The following is an 18,874-nucleotide window of genomic DNA, read 5'->3' on the forward strand; positions in this document are numbered from 1 at the left end:
GCCGCCTCAGGCCCGGTGACCGGCGGCGGAGCCGTCGCGGACGTCGCGCCGCACGCTGCCGAGCGCCTCGGCGTAGGCGGCGTCGAGGTCGTCCGGGGCGAGCGGCCCGGCGTGGACGCCGCCGCGCACGAGCACGTAGCCGCGGTCGACGCGGCGGAGCAGCCGGGTGCTGGTCGGGCTGGTGAGCAGCGCCGCCACCCCGTCCTCGGCGAGGCCGGTCAGCAAGTCGAGCAGCTCACCGACGATCACCGGCGCCAGCCCGGTGGACAGCTCGTCGAGCAGCAGGACCCGCGGCTCGCCGAGCAGCGCCCGCGAGATCGCCAGCATCTGCTGCTCGCCGCCGCTGAGCACGCCCGCGGACTTGCGCACACCGCGGCGCAGCGGCTCGAACCGCTCGATGCCCCGGTCGACGGCCTCGTCCGGGAGGCCGAGCAGCTCGGCCATCACCTGGAGGTTCTCCCGGACGGTCATCCGCGGGAAGAGCTGCCGCCCCTGCGGGACGAGCGCCATCCCCCGCCGGGCCCGCTCGACCGCGCTCGCGGCGGAGACGTCCGCGCCGTCGAGCAGCACCACGCCCGTGCCGCGCACCGCCCCGTACGCCGCGTTCACCAGCGACGACTTCCCGGCCCCGTTCGCGCCGAGCAGCAGCGTCACTCCCCCGGCGGGGACGGTGAGCGCCTGGCCCGCGAGGTTGAGCGCCACGGCCTTGCCGTAGCCGACCCTGAGATCGCGCACCTCCAGGGCGGCGCGGCCGTTCTCCGAGGGCGTCTCGGGGGTGGTCTCAGTCGTCGCCAAAGTACACCTCCTTCATCTCCTCGCTCGCCATGCACTCGGCGGGGTCGCCGTCGAAGCGCACCTCGCCGTCCGCCATGAGCACCACCCGGTCGACGAGGGAGACGACGATGTCGATGTTGTGGTCCACGAGCAGGACCGCGCATCCGGCGTCGGCCATCGTGCGGATCGCGCGGGAGAGGCCCTGGATGCCGTCGCCGTCCAGTCCGGCGAACGGCTCGTCGAGGAGCACGACCTCCGGGTCCTGGCTGAGCGCCCGCGCCGCCTCCAGCAGCCGCAGCTGGCCGAGGGTCAGCTCGGACGCGGGACGGTCGAGATCGCTAAGGCTCAGCGAGCCCGCCATCTCCTCCGCGCGGCGCCGCAGCCGCTCCGCGCGCGGGTCGACCAGCCCCCGGACGATCGTCGACGCGAACGACAGCGGCCCGCTGAACGTCGTCGCGTAGGCGCCGATCAGGACGTTCTCCAGCGCGGTGAGCTCGTGCGCGACCTGCGGGTACTGGAAGGTGCGCGCCAGCTTCGCGCGCTTGGCGCGGCGGGCCGCGGTCCCGCTCAGCACCCGGTCGGCGACCTTCACCGTGCCGGTGTCGGCGGGCTGCTCGCCGCTGATCAGGTCGACGACCGTGCTCTTCCCGGCGCCGTTCGGCCCGACGAGGCCGACCACCTCGCCGCGGGACACGTGGAAGCTGACGCCGTGGACGGCGCGGACGCCGCCGTACGCCTTGTGCAGCCCCTGGCAGCTAAGCGCTGGGCTGGACATGGTCCCTCCCCTCCTTGTGCAGCGGCCCGTCCCGGCGGATCAGCCTGACCGCCCACGCGAGGACGTCGCCGAGCAGGCCGAGCAGTCCGCGCCGCGCGAAGATCAGCACCACCAGCACGGCGATCGCGAACGCGAGGGTGCCGGTGTCCTGGAACCAGGTCAGGTTGAAGGTCAGCTCGGTGACGACCACGGCGCCGACGACCGCGCCCCAGGGCGACCGGTAGCCGCCGAGGAACGGGATGAACAGCGCCACGAACGCGACCGAGAGCGGCACCGACTCGGGCAGCATCGACAGGTTCACCGCGGCGAAGTACCACCCGGCGACGGCGCCGAGCCCGGCGCCGATGCCGAGCGACACCAGCGTCAGGGCGCGCGTCGAGACGCCCGAGGACTCGACCGCGCGGGGCGCGTCGCCCTTGGCGCGCAGCGCGATCCCGAACGGCGACGTGCGCAGCCGGTCCAGGCCCCACGCCGCGAGGAACAGGGTCACCAGCGCGGCGATCACCAGGTGCTGGCGGGTGACCTCGCTCCCGAACAGCGTCAGCCCGCGGGTGAGCGTCACGCCGGACGCGCCGCCGGTGATGCCGGTGCTGTCCACCAGCCAGGCCGCGAACGCCTCCCCGAACAGGAGGGTGACCGCCGCCAGGTAGAAGCCGGACAGCTTGTACGTCGTCAATCCCAGCAGGACCGCGACCGCCGCCGAGATCACGATCCCGATCGGCAGCGCCAGGAACATCGACAGGTCGGTGCGCACGCACAGGACACCGAGGGCGTAGCCGCCGATCGCCACGTAGGCGTTGTAGGCGACCGACATCGAGTTGCCCATGATGTAGTGGCTGTACAGGCCGAGGCTGATCAGGCCGTAGGTGACCATCAGGATCGCCAGGTCCTGCCGGTAGCCGTTCTGGCCCACCCACAGCACGACGAGGATCAGCATCGCGAACGCGATCGGCGTCCGCCAGCGGGCGAGGCGGCTCATGCGCGCACCCGCTTGACGAAGATGCCCTCCGGGCGCAGCGCGAAGAACAGCGCGGCGACGGCGAAGGTCACGTAGGTCAGCGCCGCCGGACCGAAGTAGTAGATCGCGAACGCCTGGAGGAACGCCAGGCCGATCCCCCCGGCGAGCGGCCCCCACACGTTGGCCGCGCCGCCGATCACGAAGGCGAGGAAGCCGAACAGGGTGAACTGGAGCGCGCTCGTGAACGCGACGCCCGCGCGGTTGGCGAACAGCGCGCCCGCCAGCCCGGCGAGCAGGCCGGACGAGGCGAACGCGAGCAGCCGGATCCGCCGGACCGGCATCCCGAGCATCGTCGCGGCCTGCGTGTTGTCGCCGATCGAGCGGAACTGCCGCCCGAGCCTCGTCCCGCGCAGCAGCATCCCGATGGCGACGAACAGGCCGAGGGTCACCGCGATCTCGATGAGCGCCTGCGCGCTGACGACGAACTTGCCCACGTCGAGGACGTCTCCTTTCATCCAGGTCGCCCCCGGCAGCGCCGACTTGCCGAAGGCGACCCCGGCGATCTGCTGGAGCGCGAAGAGGCCCGCGACGAGCGCCATCACGACGTGGTGGTCCTCACCCCCGCCCGGTTTGACCAGCGGGGCCACGACCAGCACCTCGATGCACAGGCCGAGCGCGACGCCGAACGCGACCGCCGCGAGGACGCCGAGCACCAGCGGCAGGCCGTGGCCGACCGTGATCGCCGAGCTGGCCATCCCCCCGACGACCGCGAGGCCGCCGACGGCGAAGTTGAACAGCGCGGCGCTCTCCTTGACCATGAACAGGGCCAGCGCGATCAGGCCGAAGAAACACCCGGTCTCCAGCGTGGGGACAACGAGCTCGATGGGCATAGGGGGGACTCCTTCTAGGGCTGCCGACGCGCTGGGGTCACTCGACCCGCTGGTTGATCTCCACGACGTTCATCGACGGGTCGTAGGTGTAGACCTGGTGGAATCCCTTGTAGGACCAGGTCCCGGCGTCGTTGAAGGGCATGCCCTGCTCGCCGAGCCGCCGCATGACGCCCTGGATGTCGTCCACCTGGATGGCGATGTGGCCGTTGATGACGGGGTGCACGCGCAGCTCGTTGTCCCAGGGCAGCGACGGGGTCGGCTTGCAGATGTGGATCTGGCGGCCGTTGCCGTCCTCGAACAGCGCGACGAAGTCGCTCCCGGTCTCCAGCTGGCCCTGCTCGCCGTCACCGGACCACGGGAACTGGATCTCCTTCATCCCGAAGACGGCGTTGTAGAAGCGGACCATCGCCCGGACGTCGTGGGCGGGGATGTTGACGTGGTGCAGGTTCCAGCTCATGATTCCTTCGTTCTCCCGTTTCTTTCGAGGACGTTCGGGGGCAAGGTCTCGGTCAGATCCGCAGTGGGAAGCCGCCGCCGACGGAGAGGGTCTCGCCGGTGACGAACCCGGCGGCCTCCGAGGCGAGGAAGAGCGCGGGCCCGACGAGGTCGGCGGTCCGGCCCTGCCGCGCGATCAGCTGCTTGGACGAGATGAAGTCGGCCAGCAGCGCGGGCGGCAGGTCGGCCATCGCGGAGTCGGTGTCCATCGGGCCGGGCGCGACGCAGTTCACCCGGATCCCGTCGGCGGCGAGCTCGGCGGCGAGCGCCGTGGTCACGCCGCGCACGGCCAGCTTCGTCACGCCGTACACGTCGCGGGGCACGATGCCGGACACCGACGAGACGTTGATGATGCTGGCGTTCGGCGACTCGGCCAGCCACGGCCGGGCGCTCCGCGCGCACCGGACGAGGCCGACGACGTTGACCGACAGGATGGACATCCAGCCCGCGCTGTCGATCTCGGTCGCCGGACGGGACCACGCCATCAGGTGCAGTCCCGCGTTGTTGACCAGGCAGTCGATCCGGCCCGCCCAGCCGGCGATCTCCTCCATCGCCGCCTGGACCGACTCGTCGTCCCCGACGTCGCAGCGCACCCCGTGGGCGACGTCGCCGCCGAGCTCCGCGGCGGTGGCCTTCGCCTGGTCGAGGTCGAGATCCGCCAGCGCCACCCGGGCGCCGTCCGCGACCCACGCCTCGGCGAGGGTGCGCCCGATCCCGCGGGCGCCCCCGGTGATCACGACCAGCGGCCGGCCCGCCATCAGCCGCAGCTCGGCTGGTAGGTGGCCCAGTTCTGGCCGGGCTGGTTCTGCGCGTCGAAGGTGCGCAGGACGATCCCGCACAGCCCGTCCGAGCCCATGTGCTTGTCGGCGCCGAACGACATCGTGAACCCGGTGCCGCCGAAGCTCGCCTCGAACTTGGTGACCTTCTGCAGCGCCTCGTTGATCGCCTTCGAGTCGGCGTCCGCGCCCGCGTCCTTGATCACCTTCGCGATCAGGTGGACGCTGTCGTAGCCCTGCGCGGAGAACGCCGTGAGCGCCTTGAACTTGTCGCCGTTGCGCGCCTTCAGCTTGGTGATGAGGTCGTTGGACCGGGTGTTCTGCGAGGAGATCGCGCTCGCGTAGACGAGGCCGTCCAGCGTCCCCGGCTTGGCGAGCGCCCAGGTCTCGGGCTGGTTGCCGATCGAGGCGAGCGAGAAGCGCGGCTTGTCGGGCAGGGCCTGCTTGAGGGCGTTCTGGAAGAGCACCTCCAGCTGACCGCCGAGCGAGGAGACGAGCACCGCGTCCGGCTTGGACCGGCTCAGCCTGCTGACCTGGGTGGTGACGTCGGTGGCGTTCAGCGGCGCCTTCTCCTTGGCGACGAGTTCCACGCCCGCCTTCTCCAGGGTCGGCAGCAGCGCGTCGTTGAGGCCCGCCATCGTCGGGGAGTCGTCGGTGAGGACGGCGACCCGCTTGTATCCGGCCTTGGCGAAGGCGGCGCCGTAGACGGTGCCGACGTCGGTCACCGGGTTGGCGAGGATGTAGGAGTAGCCGTTGTTCGGCGGCTGCGCGATCGCGCCGAGGATGTTCGTCGGGGAGATCGCCGCGACGTGCTCCTGCTGGACGATCGGCTTGACCTGCGCCGCCGACGCGGAGCCGGAGTTCATCAGGATGATCCGGGCCTTCGCGTTGACCAGCTTGCGCACCAGCGCGGGCGACTGGCTGGGCTCGCCGCCGTCGCTGTAGCGGACGAGCTTCAGCTTCTTGCCGTCGATCCCGCCGCCGTCGTTGACCTCCGACAGCGCCAGCTCGATCCCGCGCGTCGCCTCGGCGGACGTCGCGGCGGTGCCGCCGGCGGTGTCCTCGATCATGCCGACGACGATGTCGCCGCCGTCCCCCGACGAGCCGCCGCACGCGCCGGCCGAGAGGCACAGCAGGGCCGCGGCGAGGCTCACCCCCAAAGACCGGGTTCCAACCGCCATGGCGGGCCTCCATCGTTCGTGTTTCCAGTGGGGTGGGTACGTGTTCTCGCGGTTTGTTCTCATACAAGAACAACGTTCTGCATAACGTAAGCCAGGTCGATGGAGCACGTCAACCACCTGATGACACCCTTTTCACAGCGGCCACCGGGGGCGTCGGCGCGCGCCGCCGAGCGCCCCGAAACGGGCGATGAGCTGGGAAAAGTAGCCCACGCGCCCGGGTCCGGCGATCTCGGCGGTCCGCTCAGCGCAACGCTCAGCGCAACGCGGACCGGCCGAGCAGGTGCTTGCCCATCTGCAGGACCTGGATCTGCGAGGTGCCCTCGGGGATCGTCGCCTCGCGGGCGTCCCGGAAGTACCGCTCGACCGGGAACTCCTCCATCAGCCCCGCACCGCCGTGGACCTGCAGCGCCAGCGTCGCGCTGCGTCCGGCGGTCTCGCCGCAGTAGTACTTCGCCATCGAGCACTCGTAGCGGCCGTCCCCGCCCGCGTCGAGCACGCGGGCGGCGTCGTACCCGAGGAGCCTGGCGGTCTGCGTACCGACCGCGATGTCGACCACCATCTGCTGGACGAGCTGGAACTCCGCCAGGCTCTTGCCGAACTGCCTGCGCTCCCGGCTGAACCTGACCGCCGCCTCCAGGCACGCCTGCGACAGGCCGACCGCGCCCATCGCCATGTTCAGCCGCCCCTGGTTGACCGCGGCCATCGCGAGCCCGAACCCCGAGCCGGGTTCGCCGAGCAGGTTCTCGGCGGGGATCCGGACGTCGTCGAAGACCAGCTCGCAACTGGTCGTGCTGCGCACCGGCATGTGCGCGATGTCGTGGACGCCGTACGGCGACTCGGCGGCGTCCACCAGGAACGCCGAGACCCCTCGGTCGGCGCCGTCCTCGTCGAGCTGGCGCGCGAGCAGGATCCCGAAGTCGCAGTGCAGCGCGTTCGTGATGTAGATCTTGCGGCCGTTGAGCACGAACGAGTCGCCGTCGCGGCGGCCCGTGCAGCGCAGCGCGCCCGCGTCCGACCCGGCCTCCGCCTCGGTGAGCGCGAACCAGCCGAACCGCGACGCGGCCAGCATCGGGTCCAGGAACCGGGCCCGCTGGGCGTCGGTCCCGGCCCGGCTGAGCAGCATCGCGACCATGCCCTGGACGTTCACCGTGGTCCGCAGCGAGCCCCAGCAGCGCCCGGCCTCCTCCATGAGGACGGCCTGCACCATCGCGCCGACCTCGTCGCCGCCGTGCGCGCGGGCGACCGCGCCCCGCACGTATCCGAACTCGTAGAGCCCGCCGAGCAGGTCCCAGGGGAACTCCCGGCGCCGCTCGTACTCCGCGACCAGCGGCGCCACCTCGGCGTCGAGGTAGCGGCGCAGCGCCTGCTGGAGGTCCCGTTCCTCGGTGTTCAACGCGATTGACATCCGCCGTCCTTGCCTTAATCTGTTCACCAGTAAGAACAGTGAACAACATACAGAACAACCTGTCGAGAGGTCCGGGATGAGCGCCACACCTGTCATCGTCGACGCGGTCCGCACCCCGATCGGACGCCGCAACGGCGCCCTCTCGGGCGTCCATCCGGTGGACCTGACCGCGCACGTGCTGACCGCGATCCTCGAACGCAACGGGCTCGACCCGGCGCGGATCGACGACGTCGTCTGGGGCTGCGTCACGCAGATCGGCGCGCAGTCGAGCAACGTCGGCCGCCTCGGCGCGCTCGCCGCGGGCTGGCCGGAGTCGGTGCCGGGGACGACCGTCGACCGCGCCTGCGGCTCCAGCCAGCAGGCGCTGCACTTCGCCGCCGCCGCCGTGGCCTCCGGCCAGCAGGACATCGTGATCGCGGGCGGCGTCGAGTCGATGTCGATGGTCCCGATCGGATCGGCGCGGGCGGTCGGCGTCCCGTACGGGCCGCGGGTCAAGGCCCGCTACGGCACCGACACGTTCAGCCAGGGCCTCGGCGCGGAGACCATCGCCCAGCGCTGGAATCTGAGCCGGACGGAGCTGGACGAGCTGTCCCTCCGCTCGCACGAGCGGGCCGCCGCAGCCACCGACGCGGGCGCCTTCAAGAACCAGCTCGCGGTGGTCGACCTGCCCGAGGGCTCCCTCGCCGTGGACGAGGGCATCCGCCGGGACACCTCGGCGGAGAAGCTCGCCGCCCTCAAGCCGGCCTTCCGCGACGACGGCGTCGTCACGGCGGGCAACGCCTCGCAGATCTCCGACGGCGCCGGAGCGCTGCTGATCATGACCGAGGGCAGGGCCGCCGAACTCGGGCTGCGTCCGCTGGCCGCGTTCCGGCACGGCGTCGTCGTCGGCGACGACCCGGTCACCATGCTCACCGCGCCGATCCCCGCCACCCGCAAGCTCCTCGACCGCGCCGGAATCGGCATCGGCGACATCGACGCGTTCGAGGTGAACGAGGCGTTCGCCTCGGTGGTCGCGGCCTGGCAGCGGGAGACCGGCGCCGACCCGGCCCGGGTCAACCCGCTCGGCGGCGCCATCGCGGTCGGGCACCCGCTCGGCGGGTCCGGGGCCATCCTGATGACCCGGCTCGTCCACCACCTGCGCGACAACGACCTCCGCTTCGGCCTCCAGGCCATGTGCGAGGCGGGCGGGATGGCGAACGCCACGCTCGTCGAGCGCTGGTCGTGAGCGGCCCGAGCACCCGCACCCCCTCCCTAGAACCGATGAGGAACTCAGCGTGAAGATCGAGTCGTCCACCTTCGTCGTCACCGGGGCCGCGTCCGGGCTCGGCCGGGCCACCGCCGAACTGCTGCTCGCCCGCGGCGCCAGAGTGGTCGGGACCGACCTGCGGCCGCGGGCGGCGGACGCGGCCGCGATCCCCTTCGTCGAGGCCGACATCACCGACGAGGCCGCGATGACCGCCGTGTTCGACGCGGCACGGGAGCGGCACGGGGGCGTGCACGGGGTCGTCCACTGCGCGGGACGAGGCGGCGACCGGGTGCGGATCCTCGACCGCGACGGACGGCCCGGCTCGCTGGAGTCGTTCGGCGACGTCGTCCGCACCAACCTCGTCGGCACCTACAACGTGCTCCGGCTGGGCGCGCAGGCCCTCAGCGGCAACGACCTCGTGGGCGGCGAGCGGGGGGCGATCGTCCTGACCGCCTCGGTGGCCGCGTTCGACGGCCAGATCGGGCAGACGTCGTACTCGGCGTCCAAGGCGGGCGTGCACGGGATGGTGCTGGTCGCCGCCCGCGACCTCGCCTCCCGGGGGATCCGGGTCAACGCGATCGCGCCCGGCATCTTCGACACGCCCATGCTCGCCCGGCTGCCCGAGACGACGCGCGCGTCCCTGTCCGCGACGGTGCCCTACCCGAAGCGGCTCGGCGACCCGGGCGAGTACGCCGAGCTCGCCGTCCAGCTCCTCTCCAACGGCTACCTCAACGGCGAGACGATCCGGCTCGACGGCGCGATCCGGATGGCCCCGCGCTGACCCGGCCGAAATACAGAAGGAGGCGCGACCCGTGGCGGGTCGCGCCTCTTTCGTTGGGCGTCGTTCAGGCGGCCGGTATCAGGCTGACCTCACGGGCGAGCCGCTCGGCCTCGGTGGCCGACTGCGCGACCCGCTGCCCGAGCCAGGACAGCGGCCCTTCGAGCGAGAACCCGATCGCGCCGTAGGTCTGGTGCGCCTGGTAGACGGCCTGCCGGGACGCCCGCGCCGCGGCGCGCAGCGCGACGTGCACGTCGAACCCGGCCGCGCGCGGGTCGTCCGCGCCGTCGAGCGTGTGGGCGGCCCGGCGTGCCAGCAGCGCCGCCGCCCGGACCTGCGCGTCGACCTCGGCGAGCGGATGGGCGACCGCCGTGAAGTCGCCGATCCGCCTCCGGAACTGGGTGCGCTGCCCGGCGTAGACGACGACGTCGGACAGCACCCGCTGGCCCGCGCCCGCCAGGTAGGCGGCCAGGCCGAGCCGGGCGAGCAGCGCGGCGCCCGTCCCGACAAGCACCTCGGGGCCCGCGGGCACGAGGTCGGCGGCGACGACCGGCTCATGGCCGAGCGAGACCCACTCCTCGCGCACCCGCCCCAGCGCCACCGGCCGGACGCGCCAGCCCGCCTCGTCGTAGCGGCCCAGCTCGAACAGCCGGTCGGCGCCCGCGCCCCACGGCATCGCGGCGGCGGTGCCCGCGGTCGGCACCAGCTCCCCCGCCATCACCGCCTCGGCGTCGTCGGCGGGCAGCGCGTCCAGGACGAGGAGGGTCTGCCACCACGGGCCCGGGCAGCCGCCCCGGCCGAGCGCGTCGCCCGCCGCGACCACGTCCAGGGCCCCGGCGCCGAGATCGGGCGCGGTGAGCGCCAGCGCGCCCGCCTCCGCGACCGCGGCCCACCTGGCGCGCGGAAAGACCGGCTCGGACTCCGGTTCTGGCAGGTCCGCCAGGACGCGCGCCAACGTCTCCTGGAAATCGCGCTGCTCCTGCGAGTAGGGCCAGTCAGTGCTCATCGAGCCACCCCTTCAGCGCACGCTTGTCGATCTTCATGGCGGTGGTCAGCGGCATCGCGTCGCGGACGACGATCCGCTTCGGCACCTTGTACCCGGCGAGCCGCTCGCGGCAGTGGCGGCCCAAGACGCCGACGAGATCACCGGCAGGGGGGGACACGGGGACCACCACCGCCTCCACCCGCTCGCCCCAGTCGGGGTCGGGGACGCCGATGACGGCGGCCTGCGCCACGTCCGGGTGCTCGCACAGCACCCGTTCCACCTCGCTCGGGAAGACGTTCTCGCCGCCGGTGATGATCAGCTCCTTGAGCCGTCCGCGCAGCTCGATGACGCCGTCCGGGCCGCGGGCGCCGAGGTCGCCGGAGCGGACGCCCTCCGCCGGGACGGGCCGCAGCTCCCCGCCGACGAGGTAGCCCGCCATCTGCCAGGGCGCGCGGATCACCAGCTCGCCGACCTCGCCCGGCGCGACGGGCGCGCCGTCCGGGGAGACGATCCGCAGCTCGGCGCCGGGTACCGGGCGGCCGATCCCGCTCATCCGCCCGCCGTCCTCCCAGGACCGCAGCCGCGACACCGCGCCGACCTCGGTGGCGCCGTAGCCGGTGATCAGGGTGGCGCCGCCGAAGCCGCGGCGGAGCCGCTCGGGCAGGTCGGGCTCGGCGGCGGTCGAGCCGAACAGCACGGCGCGGACGTGCCCCGTCCGGGACGGGTCGAACGCCGGATGCCCGAGGATCCGGTTGAGCGCCGTCGGCGGCCCGAACAGCCGGTTCGCGCGGCCGGTGAGCAGCAGGTCCACCGCCCGGCCCGCGTCGAAGCGCGGCTCGACCACCAGCCGGCCCCCGGCGTACAGCGTCGCGAACGCGCAGGTGGCGAGCGCGACGTGGAAGAACGGAGCGAAGTACAGCTCGGCGTCGGTGCGGCGCGTTTCGAGGACGTGCGCGCTGCACGGGAGGTAGGCGGCGAGTCCGGCGGTCGTCCAGACGGCGCCGCGCGGGGTCCCGGTCGTCCCGCCGGTCCCGAAGACGATCGCGGGCGCGTCGCCGGGGACCGCGCGGGGCTGCCAGGACTCGGTCTCCCCGATCAGTTCGACGCTCGGGTACGACGGCACCTCCGCCGCCGGACGGTGCCCGTCGCCGACGACGATCGCGGACGGCCGCACCGCGTCCAGGTACAGCGCCAACTCGGCTGGAGCGAGCTTGACGTTCAGCGGCGCGGCGGCCGCGCCCGTCGCCATGATCCCGATCAGGGCCGCGAGGTGCTCGGCGCTCGGGTCGAGCGCCGTCCCGACGCGGTCGCCGGGGCCGATGCCGCGGTCGGCCAGCGCCGCGCCGACCTCCCGGGCGCGCCGCCACAGGTCGCCCCAGCTCCACTCGGTCGCCGGGTCGGCGACGGCGGGGTCCGCCGGGGTCTGCTGCGCGCGGGCGCGCACCACTTCCACGAACGAGCCGGTCATCGGCCACCGAGCCCGAACTCGGCGCGCGCCAGGACGCCGCGCATGATCTCCGACGAGCCGCCCGCCAGGGTCTCCATCATCGACTCGCGCCACAGGAAGGCGAGGTCGTCGTCGCGGCGGGTGGCCTCCAGGTAGCCGAGTTCCAGCGCGGCCCGCGCGATCTCCTGGGTCGCGCGCGAACCGACGAGCTTCACGCGGGCGGCCTCGGCGGTGCAGTCGGCGCCGTCCAGGGAGCGGGCCAGCGCCTCGGCCGCGAGCACCTCCACGGCCTGGACGTCGACCGTGAGCTGCTCGATGCGGTCTCGCAGCAGCGGGTCGTCCAGAAAGTCATGCTCCCTCGCCCAGTCCACCAGGCTCTCCAGGTCGCGGCGGACGCGGCCGGGCAGCACCATCAGATGCCGCTCGACCGCCAGCGCCTCCCGGATCAGCCTCCACGCCTGGCCCTCCGCGCCGACCCGGTCGGTCACCGGCACGACCACGTCGTCGAGGAAGACCTCGTTGAGGCGGTGCCCGTCGATGGTCTCGATCGGCCTGATGTCGACGCCGGGCGCGCGCAGGTCGAGGATGAGCAGCGTGTGCGGGTCGCCGTCGGCCACGCCCTCGGCCCGGCACAGCAGCCAGAGGTAGTCGGAGTGGTGGGCGTCGGACGTCCAGCGCTTCTCCCCCGTGACCCGGTACACGTCCCCGTCGCGGACGGCCCGGGTGCGCACCGCGCGCAGGTCCGAGCCCGCCTCCGGCTCGGAGTATCCGAGCGCGAAGGAGACGTCGCCGAGCGCGATGCCGGGCAGGAAGCGCGCCTTCTGGTACTCGGTCCCGTGCACGACGAGGGTCTTCGCGACGATCCCGGCGGCGAGGTCGGGACGCGCGGCGCGGGCGTAGGCGAGTTCGTCCCACAGGGCGAACTCGTGGGCGAGCGTCGCGGGGACGGCGCCGTCCTCGCCGGGCCAGCCCAGCGAGAGCCAGCCGCGCCGGCCCAGCTCGCGGTAGAGGTCGCGGGTCGCGCCGCCGCGGCCGTGGAAGAACTGGCGCGGGTCGAGGACGTCGGCCATCTCCTCCAGCAGCGCGCGGACCTCGGCGCGGAACGTCTCGACGTCCCCGGGTTCAGCGGTCATGGCTCACCTTCCACCTCGGCGGACGCTTTTCGGCGAAGGCACGCGCGCCCTCCAGGAAGTCGGGGTGCGACCAGTGCCGCTGCGCCGTGCGCCACGCCTCCTCGGCGGCGTCGTGCGGAGGGCGGCCCAGCGACTCCCAGAGCAGCGCGCGGGACAGTTCGACCGCGCGCGGCGAGTTCGCCGCGATGGAGGACGCGATGTGCAGGGCGGTCGGCTGCAACTCGGCGGCGGGGACGACCTCGTCGACCAGCCCCAGCGCGTACGCCCGAGCGGCGTCGAGCCGGAAGGACGAGCCCTGGAGGGTCATCCGCATCGCGGTGCCGAACGGCAGCCGGTGGGTCAGGCCGATGTTCTCGACCGCGCCGACCTGGCCGACGCTGACGTGGGTGTCCATGAACGCGGCGTGCTCGGCGGCGATCACCACGTCCGAGTCCACGACGAAGTGCAGCCCGCCTCCGGCGGCGATGCCGTTGACCGCGCAGACCACCGGCTTGCGGACGCCGCCGCCGAGCGGCGACCAGACGATCGGCTCCCGCCGCGCGGACGCGGACGGCACCTCGCCGGTCTCGGCGATCTCCTTGACGTCGGCGCCGGTGCAGAAGTGCCGGTCGCCCGTCCCGGTCAGCAGCACGACGCGGATGTCGTCGTCGGCGTTGGCGCGCGCCCAGATGCGCGCCATCGGCTCGCGCATCCGGCGGCTCAGGGCGTTGCCGACCTCGGGCCGGTCGAGCCGGACGACCAGAACGCCGGCGGTGACCGAGACGGCGAATCCGGGGTACTCTTCGGCACCGCCGCGGTCGGGGCGCACAGCTGAAGGCATCGACACACTCATTCACTATGAAGAACTTCGTTCTTTATAGAATACGAGCGGCGGGTCGCCAGGGTCAAGGACGCACGGGCGCGGCGAAGACCGCGCGGGCGGCGCGCAGCTCGTCCGCCTCGTCCTCGCCGAGGCCAAGCTCCGCGAGGATCTCGGCGGTGTCGGCCGCCTGCCCGCACCGGGGACGGGCGACCGCCGGGCTCGCGGAGAGCCGCGGCGCGGGCGCGGGCTGGCGCAGGCCGTCCCAGTCGACGAAGACGCCGCGGGCGGCCAGCTCGGGGTCGGCGGCCGCCTCGTCCGGCGTGGACACCGCGGTCACGCAGGCGTCGGTCCCGTGGAACCGCTTCACCCATTCCGCCCTGGTCCGGGACGCGAAGATCTCCGCCAGCGCGGTCCGCTGAGCCGCCCACCGGGACCGGTCGTGCTGCGGCCAGTCGTCCGGGTCGAGTTCGAGGCCGTCCAGGAGCGCGCGGTAGAAGGCGGGCTCGATCGCGCCCACCGCGACGTACCGGTCGTCGGCCGTGCGGTAGGCGCGGTAGAAGGGGGCGGCACCGTCCAGCAGGTTCGCGCCGCGCTCCGGACGCCAGGCGCCCGAGCCGAGCATGCCGTGGATCATCGTGGTCAGCGACGCGGCGCCGTCCACCATGGCGGAGTCGACCACCTGCCCGCGTCCGGTCCGGCCGCGCTGGACGAGCGCCGCGAGCACGCCGAGCGCCAGGTAGGCCCCGCCGCCGCCGAAGTCGGCCACGAGGTTCAGCGGGACGGCGGGCGGCCGGTCCGGGTCGCCGATCGGGTGCAGCGCGCCGGCGCGCGCGATGTAGTTGATGTCGTGCCCGACGGTCTGCGCGAGGGGCCCGTCCTGTCCCCAGCCGGTCGCCCTGCCGTAGACGAGCCGAGGGTTGACCGCGTGCAGATCCGCAGGTCCAAGGCCCAGCCGCTCCATCGCTCCCGGCCGCATGCCCTCCAGGAGGACGTCCGCGGACGCCGCCAGTCGGACCGCGACCGCGCGGCCGCGCGGCTGCTTCAGGTCGATCCCGATCGAGCGCTGGCCGCGGGTGCGCGGGTCGTCGGCGAGCGCCGTGTCGATCACCCCGGCGGCCCCGGCGCGGTCGATCCGGACCACCTCGGCGCCGAGGTCGGCGAGGAGCATCGCGGCGAACGGCACCGGGCCGAGCGCCGCCGGGAACACCACGCGGACGCGGTCGAGCGCCCGCTCTCCGGCCGGGGGGATCGTCGCGGGCAAGCCGCCTCCTAGCTGCTCAGGCGCCGCGACTGCACGCTGACCTCGCCGATCCGGTCGCAGACCCGGCGCAGTTCGGCCCCGTACTCGGCGGCGGTGTCGTCGTCGATGAGGTTGGAGAAGCCCACGGCGGCCACCACCAGCGTGACCCGGCCCTCGGCGTCGAACACCGGGGCCGCGACCGTGGAGATGCCGAGGGCGTAGCCCTCGTGGTCGACCGTCCAGCCGCGCTCGCGGACGAGGCCGAGCTCCGTCCGGAACGCCTCCACGTCGGTGAGGCTCTTGGGGGTGAACGCCTGCAGCCCGTGCCGCAGGATGACCTCCAGGGACTCGGGGCTCTCGTAGGCGAGGAAGGCGCGGCCGAACGAGCCGCCCTGGATCGGGATCCGCTCCCCCGGCTGGAGGGTGATCCGGACCCGGTTCGGACGCTCCAGCTTGTCCAGCAGCGAGATCTCCTCGGCGCTCACCCGCCGGTAGATCACGATGGTGGCCTGGAGCTTCTCCAGCAGTTCGCTGAGGTAGCGGCGGGCGAGGGACAGCTCGCCGAACTGCCCGCTCGCCGCCGCGCCCAGTTCGAGCAGCGCCGGGCCGAGCCGGTAGCTTCGCGTCCGCTCGTCGTAGTCGACCACCTCAAGGTTGGTGAGGGTGCGCAGGATGTAGAAGACCGTGCTCTTGTTGATGCCGGTCGCCTCGATGATGTCGGCGAGCACCGACGGTCCGCGCTGCGCCAGGGCGTCGAGCACCGTGAAGGCGCGCGTCACCGCGGGCGCGCGGTCCTTGTCATCGGCCATGGGTCTCGTCCTTTCGCGGGCGGCACGGGTCAGTGTCGTTCCGGAGATCGGCTCCGTCTGACCGGGAAAGATGATTCCAGAACGCGCCGCCCTCCTCGTCCGGATCAGAGGTCGCGATCACCGGCGAGCAGGCGGCCCGCGACGAGCCTGCGCAGGATCTCCGCGGACCCGTCGGCGATCTGCACGGTGCGGATCATGTGCCATGCCTCGGCCATGCCGATCTCGGTGGTGATCCCCATGCCGCCCAGGGTCTGCATCGCCCGGTCGATCGTCCGGGTCGCCATCTCGGTGGAGAGGATCTTGCACATCGCCGACTCCTTGAGGGCGCGCTCGCCCGCGTCGATCCGGGCGGCGGTGTCGAGCCCGAGGACGTGCGCGGCGTGCACGTACGTGGCGCACTCGGCCAGCGGGAACATCACCCCCTGGTGCTCGGCGAGGAGCTTGCCGAACGAGCGCCGCTCGGCCGCGTAGTCGAGGGCCTGGTCGAGCGCCCAGCGCGCCAGGCCGACGGACTTGGCGCAGTTGTACATCCGGCCCAGGCTGATCCCGCCGAGCCCGATGCCCGCGGCCTGCCCCTCCTCCCCGACGAGCAGCTCGGGCGTCACGTGGACATCGTCGAGCGAGATGATCGCGTGGTTGCCGCCGCTCTCGCCGTACAGGCTGATGACGCTGTCCACCTGGAACCCGGGCGCGTCGGTGTCGACGAGGAATGCCGAGACGCCGCCGCTGCGCTCGGCCAGCGCGTCGGGGTCGGTCACCGCGAAGACCAGGCCGTAGTCGGCGTAGGGTCCGTTGGTCGTCCACTGCTTGGTGCCGGTCAGGCGCCATCCGCCGGACCCGTCCGGGACGGCCCTGGTCCGCATCGACCAGGCGTCGGAGCCCGCCTCGGGCTCCGACATCATGAAGCACATCGACTTCTCGCCGGACATCAGGCTCGGCAGGACCCGCTCGCGGACGTCCTCGCCGACCAGCCCGAACACGAAGCTGGGGCCGGTCGCCCAGTGCGCCAGCACGTCGTGGGCGAGCCAGCGGTGCGGCCCGCTCAGCCGGTAGACCAGCTCCCAGGCGGCGTACGTGGTGACCGCGCCCTGCCCGCCGCCGCCGAGGTCCTCGGGGACGGTCATGGTGAAGAAGCCCGCCTCCGCCGACGCCGTGCGGACCCGCCGCCGCAGCTCCTCGACGCGGTCGACGTGCCGCCCGGTCTCGTCGTACCGGCCGCGCTGGTCGTTGAGCACGGCGGCGTACTCCTCGTGGAGCGGGAAGACCTCCGCGCGGAGGAAGCCCTCCAGGCCGCTCAGGATGGCGGACGTCTCCTCGGACACCCCGGTCGTCGACATCACGGCTCCCTCTTTGAACGCTGTTCTTAATATAGAATAACATGGCGGCCAGTTCGGGACGTCCGAGGAGGACACATGGACAAGCAAGCCGGTGACGTCGTCCTGCTGGACGCGTGCGACGGGGTCCTCACGATCACGCTGAACCGTCCCGCCAAGCGCAACGCGGTCGACCGCGCGGTCGCCGAGGCGGTCTCGGCCGCGCTGGACCGGCTGGAGGACGACGACGCCCTGCGCGTGGGCGTGCTCACCGGCGCGGGCGGCACGTTCTGCGCCGGGCTCGACCTCGACGCGTTCGCCCGCGGCGAGGCCGCCCGCTCGGCGTCGCGGGGGTTCGCCGGGATCGTCGAGCGGCCGCCCGCCAAGCCCCTCATCGCGGCCGTCGAGGGCTGGGCCCTCGGCGGCGGCTTCGAGATCCTGCTCTGCTGCGACCTCCTGGTGGCGTCCTCGACCGCCGTCCTCGGCCTGCCCGAGGTCAAGCGGGGACTGGTCGCCCGGGGCGGCGGGGCGCTCCGCCTCACCCAGCACCTGCCGCGCGGCCGCGCCCTGGAGCTGCTGCTCACCGGCGAACCGATCACCGCCGCGGACGCGCACGCCTACGGGCTCGTGAACCGGCTGACCGAGGCGGGCCAGGCGCTGCGGGTGGCGCGAGATCTCGCGCGCGGGATCTCGGCCAACGCGCCGCTGGCCGTGTCGGCGGCGAAGCGGATCGTCACCGAGGCGCCCGGCTGGGGGCTCGACGAGGCGTTCCGGCGCCAGGGCGAGATCCTCGCCCCGGTCTTCGACTCCGCCGACGCCCGCGAGGGCGCGCTCGCGTTCAAGGAGAAGCGCCCCCCGGTCTGGCAGGGACGATAGGCGGCCAGCCTCGGCGGGCGGCGTCGGCGGGCGGCGTCGGCGGGCGCCTAGGAGCGAAATACGTCGAACGCGACTGCGAAGGGCGACCTCGTCGCTACGCTGTGCGGCATCCCGCCAGCGGCCGAACCCGGAGGTTCCCATGGACGAGGAGTCGCAGCCAGCCGAAAAGGCGATCGAATACGAGATCGCGCTACCAGCGGACGCCTACTGGACGCGAGACGGGCGAATCCCTCTAGGCCCGGATCTGACCGAGGCGTTGAACCGGGCCGTGAAGTACCTGGAGCAGGGGGAATTCGGTTCCCTTTCCTTCGTCGCGGCCTTCGATGGCCACTGGCCCCGGGACGAGCGCACCATCGTGTACCGCGTCGATGACGGCGTGGTGCTGACACTCGACGGTCGTGACCTCCAAGACCAGGTGCGCACGGCCCTGGACGCCGGAGAAGTCGACGGATGGAGCCATCTGCCGACCCCAGAGACCCCCATCCCGTTGACGGAGGTCCAGGCCCGCCTCGGAGTCCGCGTCTACAACCTCCTCGCCCGCCAGGGGTTCAGGACCCTGGACGAGGTGCTCGCCGTGCCGGAGGAGACGCTGCGCCAGGAACGGGGCGTCGGCCGCCACTGCCTGGAGAAGATCCGGCAGCTCCGCGACCCGGAGGGCCCGCTCATCCGCGTGGCCCACACCCGGCCGGTCCGGCAGCAGGACGAGCACGCCGACCTGGTCCGCCGACGCATGTCCCCGGCCTCGCTCCAGCGGTACGGCGTCCTCGTCGAGCCGCTCGGCCAGTGCGACCTCGCGGTGTCGGCGTTGAGCGTCATCGCCGACTCCCTGAACTCCGAGCCGCTGCCCCCGGCGGACCCCGCCGTCGTCCGGCTCCTCCGCGACGCGGCCGAGCCTGGCCTCCTGGACGCCTACCTCCGCACGCACGAGGCCGTCCCGGAGACCGGTTCACCGGTCTCCGGGGAGCGCGCCCGCTGACCGTTCGCGCCGGAC

The 18,874-nt window shown here is 73.0% G+C and carries 19 protein-coding genes; 4 read left to right on the forward strand and 15 right to left on the reverse strand.

Annotated elements, in window-relative coordinates:
- Window positions 1–6: 6 nt before the first annotated feature.
- The 8 genes from FXF65_RS35980 to FXF65_RS36015 form a co-directional block, all read right to left on the reverse strand.
- A complete protein-coding gene (locus tag FXF65_RS35980) occupies window positions 7–795 on the reverse strand; it encodes an ATP-binding cassette domain-containing protein (RefSeq protein WP_148354546.1) in 789 nt (262 codons plus the stop codon).
- Window positions 782–1,549 carry an ABC transporter ATP-binding protein gene (locus tag FXF65_RS35985; protein WP_148354547.1) on the reverse strand — a complete coding sequence of 256 codons (768 nt, stop codon included), beginning with the start codon at window positions 1,547–1,549 and terminating at the stop codon, window positions 782–784. The genes FXF65_RS35980 and FXF65_RS35985 overlap by 14 nt, the downstream gene beginning before the upstream one ends.
- The gene (locus tag FXF65_RS35990) at window positions 1,530–2,528 is read right to left on the reverse strand and encodes a branched-chain amino acid ABC transporter permease (protein WP_148354548.1); all 999 of its coding nucleotides are present in this window, start codon (window positions 2,526–2,528) and stop codon (window positions 1,530–1,532) included. The genes FXF65_RS35985 and FXF65_RS35990 overlap by 20 nt, the downstream gene beginning before the upstream one ends.
- Window positions 2,525–3,397 carry a branched-chain amino acid ABC transporter permease gene (locus FXF65_RS35995; RefSeq protein ID WP_148354549.1) on the reverse strand — a complete coding sequence of 291 codons (873 nt, stop codon included), beginning with the start codon at window positions 3,395–3,397 and terminating at the stop codon, window positions 2,525–2,527. The genes FXF65_RS35990 and FXF65_RS35995 overlap by 4 nt, the downstream gene beginning before the upstream one ends.
- A gap of 37 nt (window positions 3,398–3,434) precedes the next feature.
- On the reverse strand, window positions 3,435–3,854 hold the full coding sequence (locus FXF65_RS36000) for a VOC family protein (RefSeq protein WP_148354550.1): 420 nt from the start codon (window positions 3,852–3,854) through the stop codon (window positions 3,435–3,437).
- Window positions 3,855–3,906: 52 nt separating this feature from the next.
- On the reverse strand, window positions 3,907–4,650 hold the full coding sequence (locus FXF65_RS36005) for an SDR family NAD(P)-dependent oxidoreductase (RefSeq protein WP_148354551.1): 744 nt from the start codon (window positions 4,648–4,650) through the stop codon (window positions 3,907–3,909).
- A complete protein-coding gene (locus tag FXF65_RS36010) occupies window positions 4,650–5,849 on the reverse strand; it encodes an ABC transporter substrate-binding protein (protein WP_187412692.1) in 1,200 nt (399 codons plus the stop codon). Before FXF65_RS36010 ends, FXF65_RS36005 begins: the two co-directional genes overlap by 1 nt.
- Window positions 5,850–6,102: 253 nt before the next feature.
- Window positions 6,103–7,254, reverse strand: coding sequence for an acyl-CoA dehydrogenase family protein (locus FXF65_RS36015; protein ID WP_148354553.1), 1,152 nt, complete (start codon window positions 7,252–7,254; stop codon window positions 6,103–6,105).
- Between the two features lie 76 nt (window positions 7,255–7,330).
- Between FXF65_RS36015 and FXF65_RS36020 the strand changes: the two genes are divergently transcribed.
- Both FXF65_RS36020 and FXF65_RS36025 read left to right on the forward strand, forming a co-directional pair.
- Window positions 7,331–8,479 (forward strand): thiolase family protein, encoded by a 1,149-nt coding sequence (locus tag FXF65_RS36020; RefSeq protein WP_148354554.1) that lies wholly within the window; start codon window positions 7,331–7,333, stop codon window positions 8,477–8,479.
- A 49-nt stretch (window positions 8,480–8,528) separates the two neighbouring features.
- The gene (locus tag FXF65_RS36025) at window positions 8,529–9,281 is read left to right on the forward strand and encodes an SDR family oxidoreductase (RefSeq protein WP_148354555.1); all 753 of its coding nucleotides are present in this window, start codon (window positions 8,529–8,531) and stop codon (window positions 9,279–9,281) included.
- Window positions 9,282–9,345: 64 nt separating this feature from the next.
- Here FXF65_RS36025 and FXF65_RS36030 read toward each other — a convergent pair whose 3' ends face one another.
- The 7 genes from FXF65_RS36030 to FXF65_RS36060 all read right to left on the reverse strand — a co-directional run bounded on the left by FXF65_RS36030 (window position 9,346) and on the right by FXF65_RS36060 (window position 17,031).
- Window positions 9,346–10,284, reverse strand: a complete 939-nt coding sequence (locus tag FXF65_RS36030; protein WP_148354556.1) for an acyl-CoA dehydrogenase family protein — start codon at window positions 10,282–10,284, stop codon at window positions 9,346–9,348.
- The gene (locus FXF65_RS36035) at window positions 10,274–11,731 is read right to left on the reverse strand and encodes a class I adenylate-forming enzyme family protein (protein ID WP_148354557.1); all 1,458 of its coding nucleotides are present in this window, start codon (window positions 11,729–11,731) and stop codon (window positions 10,274–10,276) included. Before FXF65_RS36035 ends, FXF65_RS36030 begins: the two co-directional genes overlap by 11 nt.
- Window positions 11,728–12,843 (reverse strand): acyl-CoA dehydrogenase family protein, encoded by a 1,116-nt coding sequence (locus FXF65_RS36040; RefSeq protein WP_148354558.1) that lies wholly within the window; start codon window positions 12,841–12,843, stop codon window positions 11,728–11,730. The genes FXF65_RS36035 and FXF65_RS36040 overlap by 4 nt, the downstream gene beginning before the upstream one ends.
- On the reverse strand, window positions 12,833–13,663 hold the full coding sequence (locus tag FXF65_RS36045; protein ID WP_148354559.1) for an enoyl-CoA hydratase/isomerase family protein: 831 nt from the start codon (window positions 13,661–13,663) through the stop codon (window positions 12,833–12,835). Before FXF65_RS36045 ends, FXF65_RS36040 begins: the two co-directional genes overlap by 11 nt.
- Window positions 13,664–13,727: 64 nt before the next feature.
- A complete protein-coding gene (locus FXF65_RS36050; protein WP_281288986.1) occupies window positions 13,728–14,906 on the reverse strand; it encodes a CaiB/BaiF CoA transferase family protein in 1,179 nt (392 codons plus the stop codon).
- Between the two features lie 8 nt (window positions 14,907–14,914).
- Window positions 14,915–15,694: an IclR family transcriptional regulator gene (locus FXF65_RS36055; RefSeq protein ID WP_148354560.1), complete on the reverse strand. Its 780-nt coding sequence runs from the start codon at window positions 15,692–15,694 to the stop codon at window positions 14,915–14,917.
- 104 nt (window positions 15,695–15,798) lie between these two features.
- The gene (locus tag FXF65_RS36060; RefSeq protein ID WP_148354561.1) at window positions 15,799–17,031 is read right to left on the reverse strand and encodes an acyl-CoA dehydrogenase family protein; all 1,233 of its coding nucleotides are present in this window, start codon (window positions 17,029–17,031) and stop codon (window positions 15,799–15,801) included.
- Window positions 17,032–17,106: 75 nt separating this feature from the next.
- Between FXF65_RS36060 and FXF65_RS36065 the strand changes: the two genes are divergently transcribed.
- Together FXF65_RS36065 and FXF65_RS36070 are read left to right on the forward strand one after the other, a co-directional pair.
- Complete coding sequence (locus tag FXF65_RS36065) at window positions 17,107–17,883, forward strand: crotonase/enoyl-CoA hydratase family protein (protein ID WP_148354562.1); 777 nt, start codon at window positions 17,107–17,109, stop codon at window positions 17,881–17,883.
- A 139-nt stretch (window positions 17,884–18,022) separates the two neighbouring features.
- On the forward strand, window positions 18,023–18,859 hold the full coding sequence (locus FXF65_RS36070; protein ID WP_148354563.1) for a DNA-directed RNA polymerase subunit alpha C-terminal domain-containing protein: 837 nt from the start codon (window positions 18,023–18,025) through the stop codon (window positions 18,857–18,859).
- The last annotated feature ends 15 nt before the right edge of the window (window positions 18,860–18,874 follow it).

The organism is Actinomadura syzygii (assembly GCF_008085905.1).
Classification (GTDB): Bacteria; Actinomycetota; Actinomycetes; order Streptosporangiales; family Streptosporangiaceae; genus Spirillospora; species Spirillospora syzygii.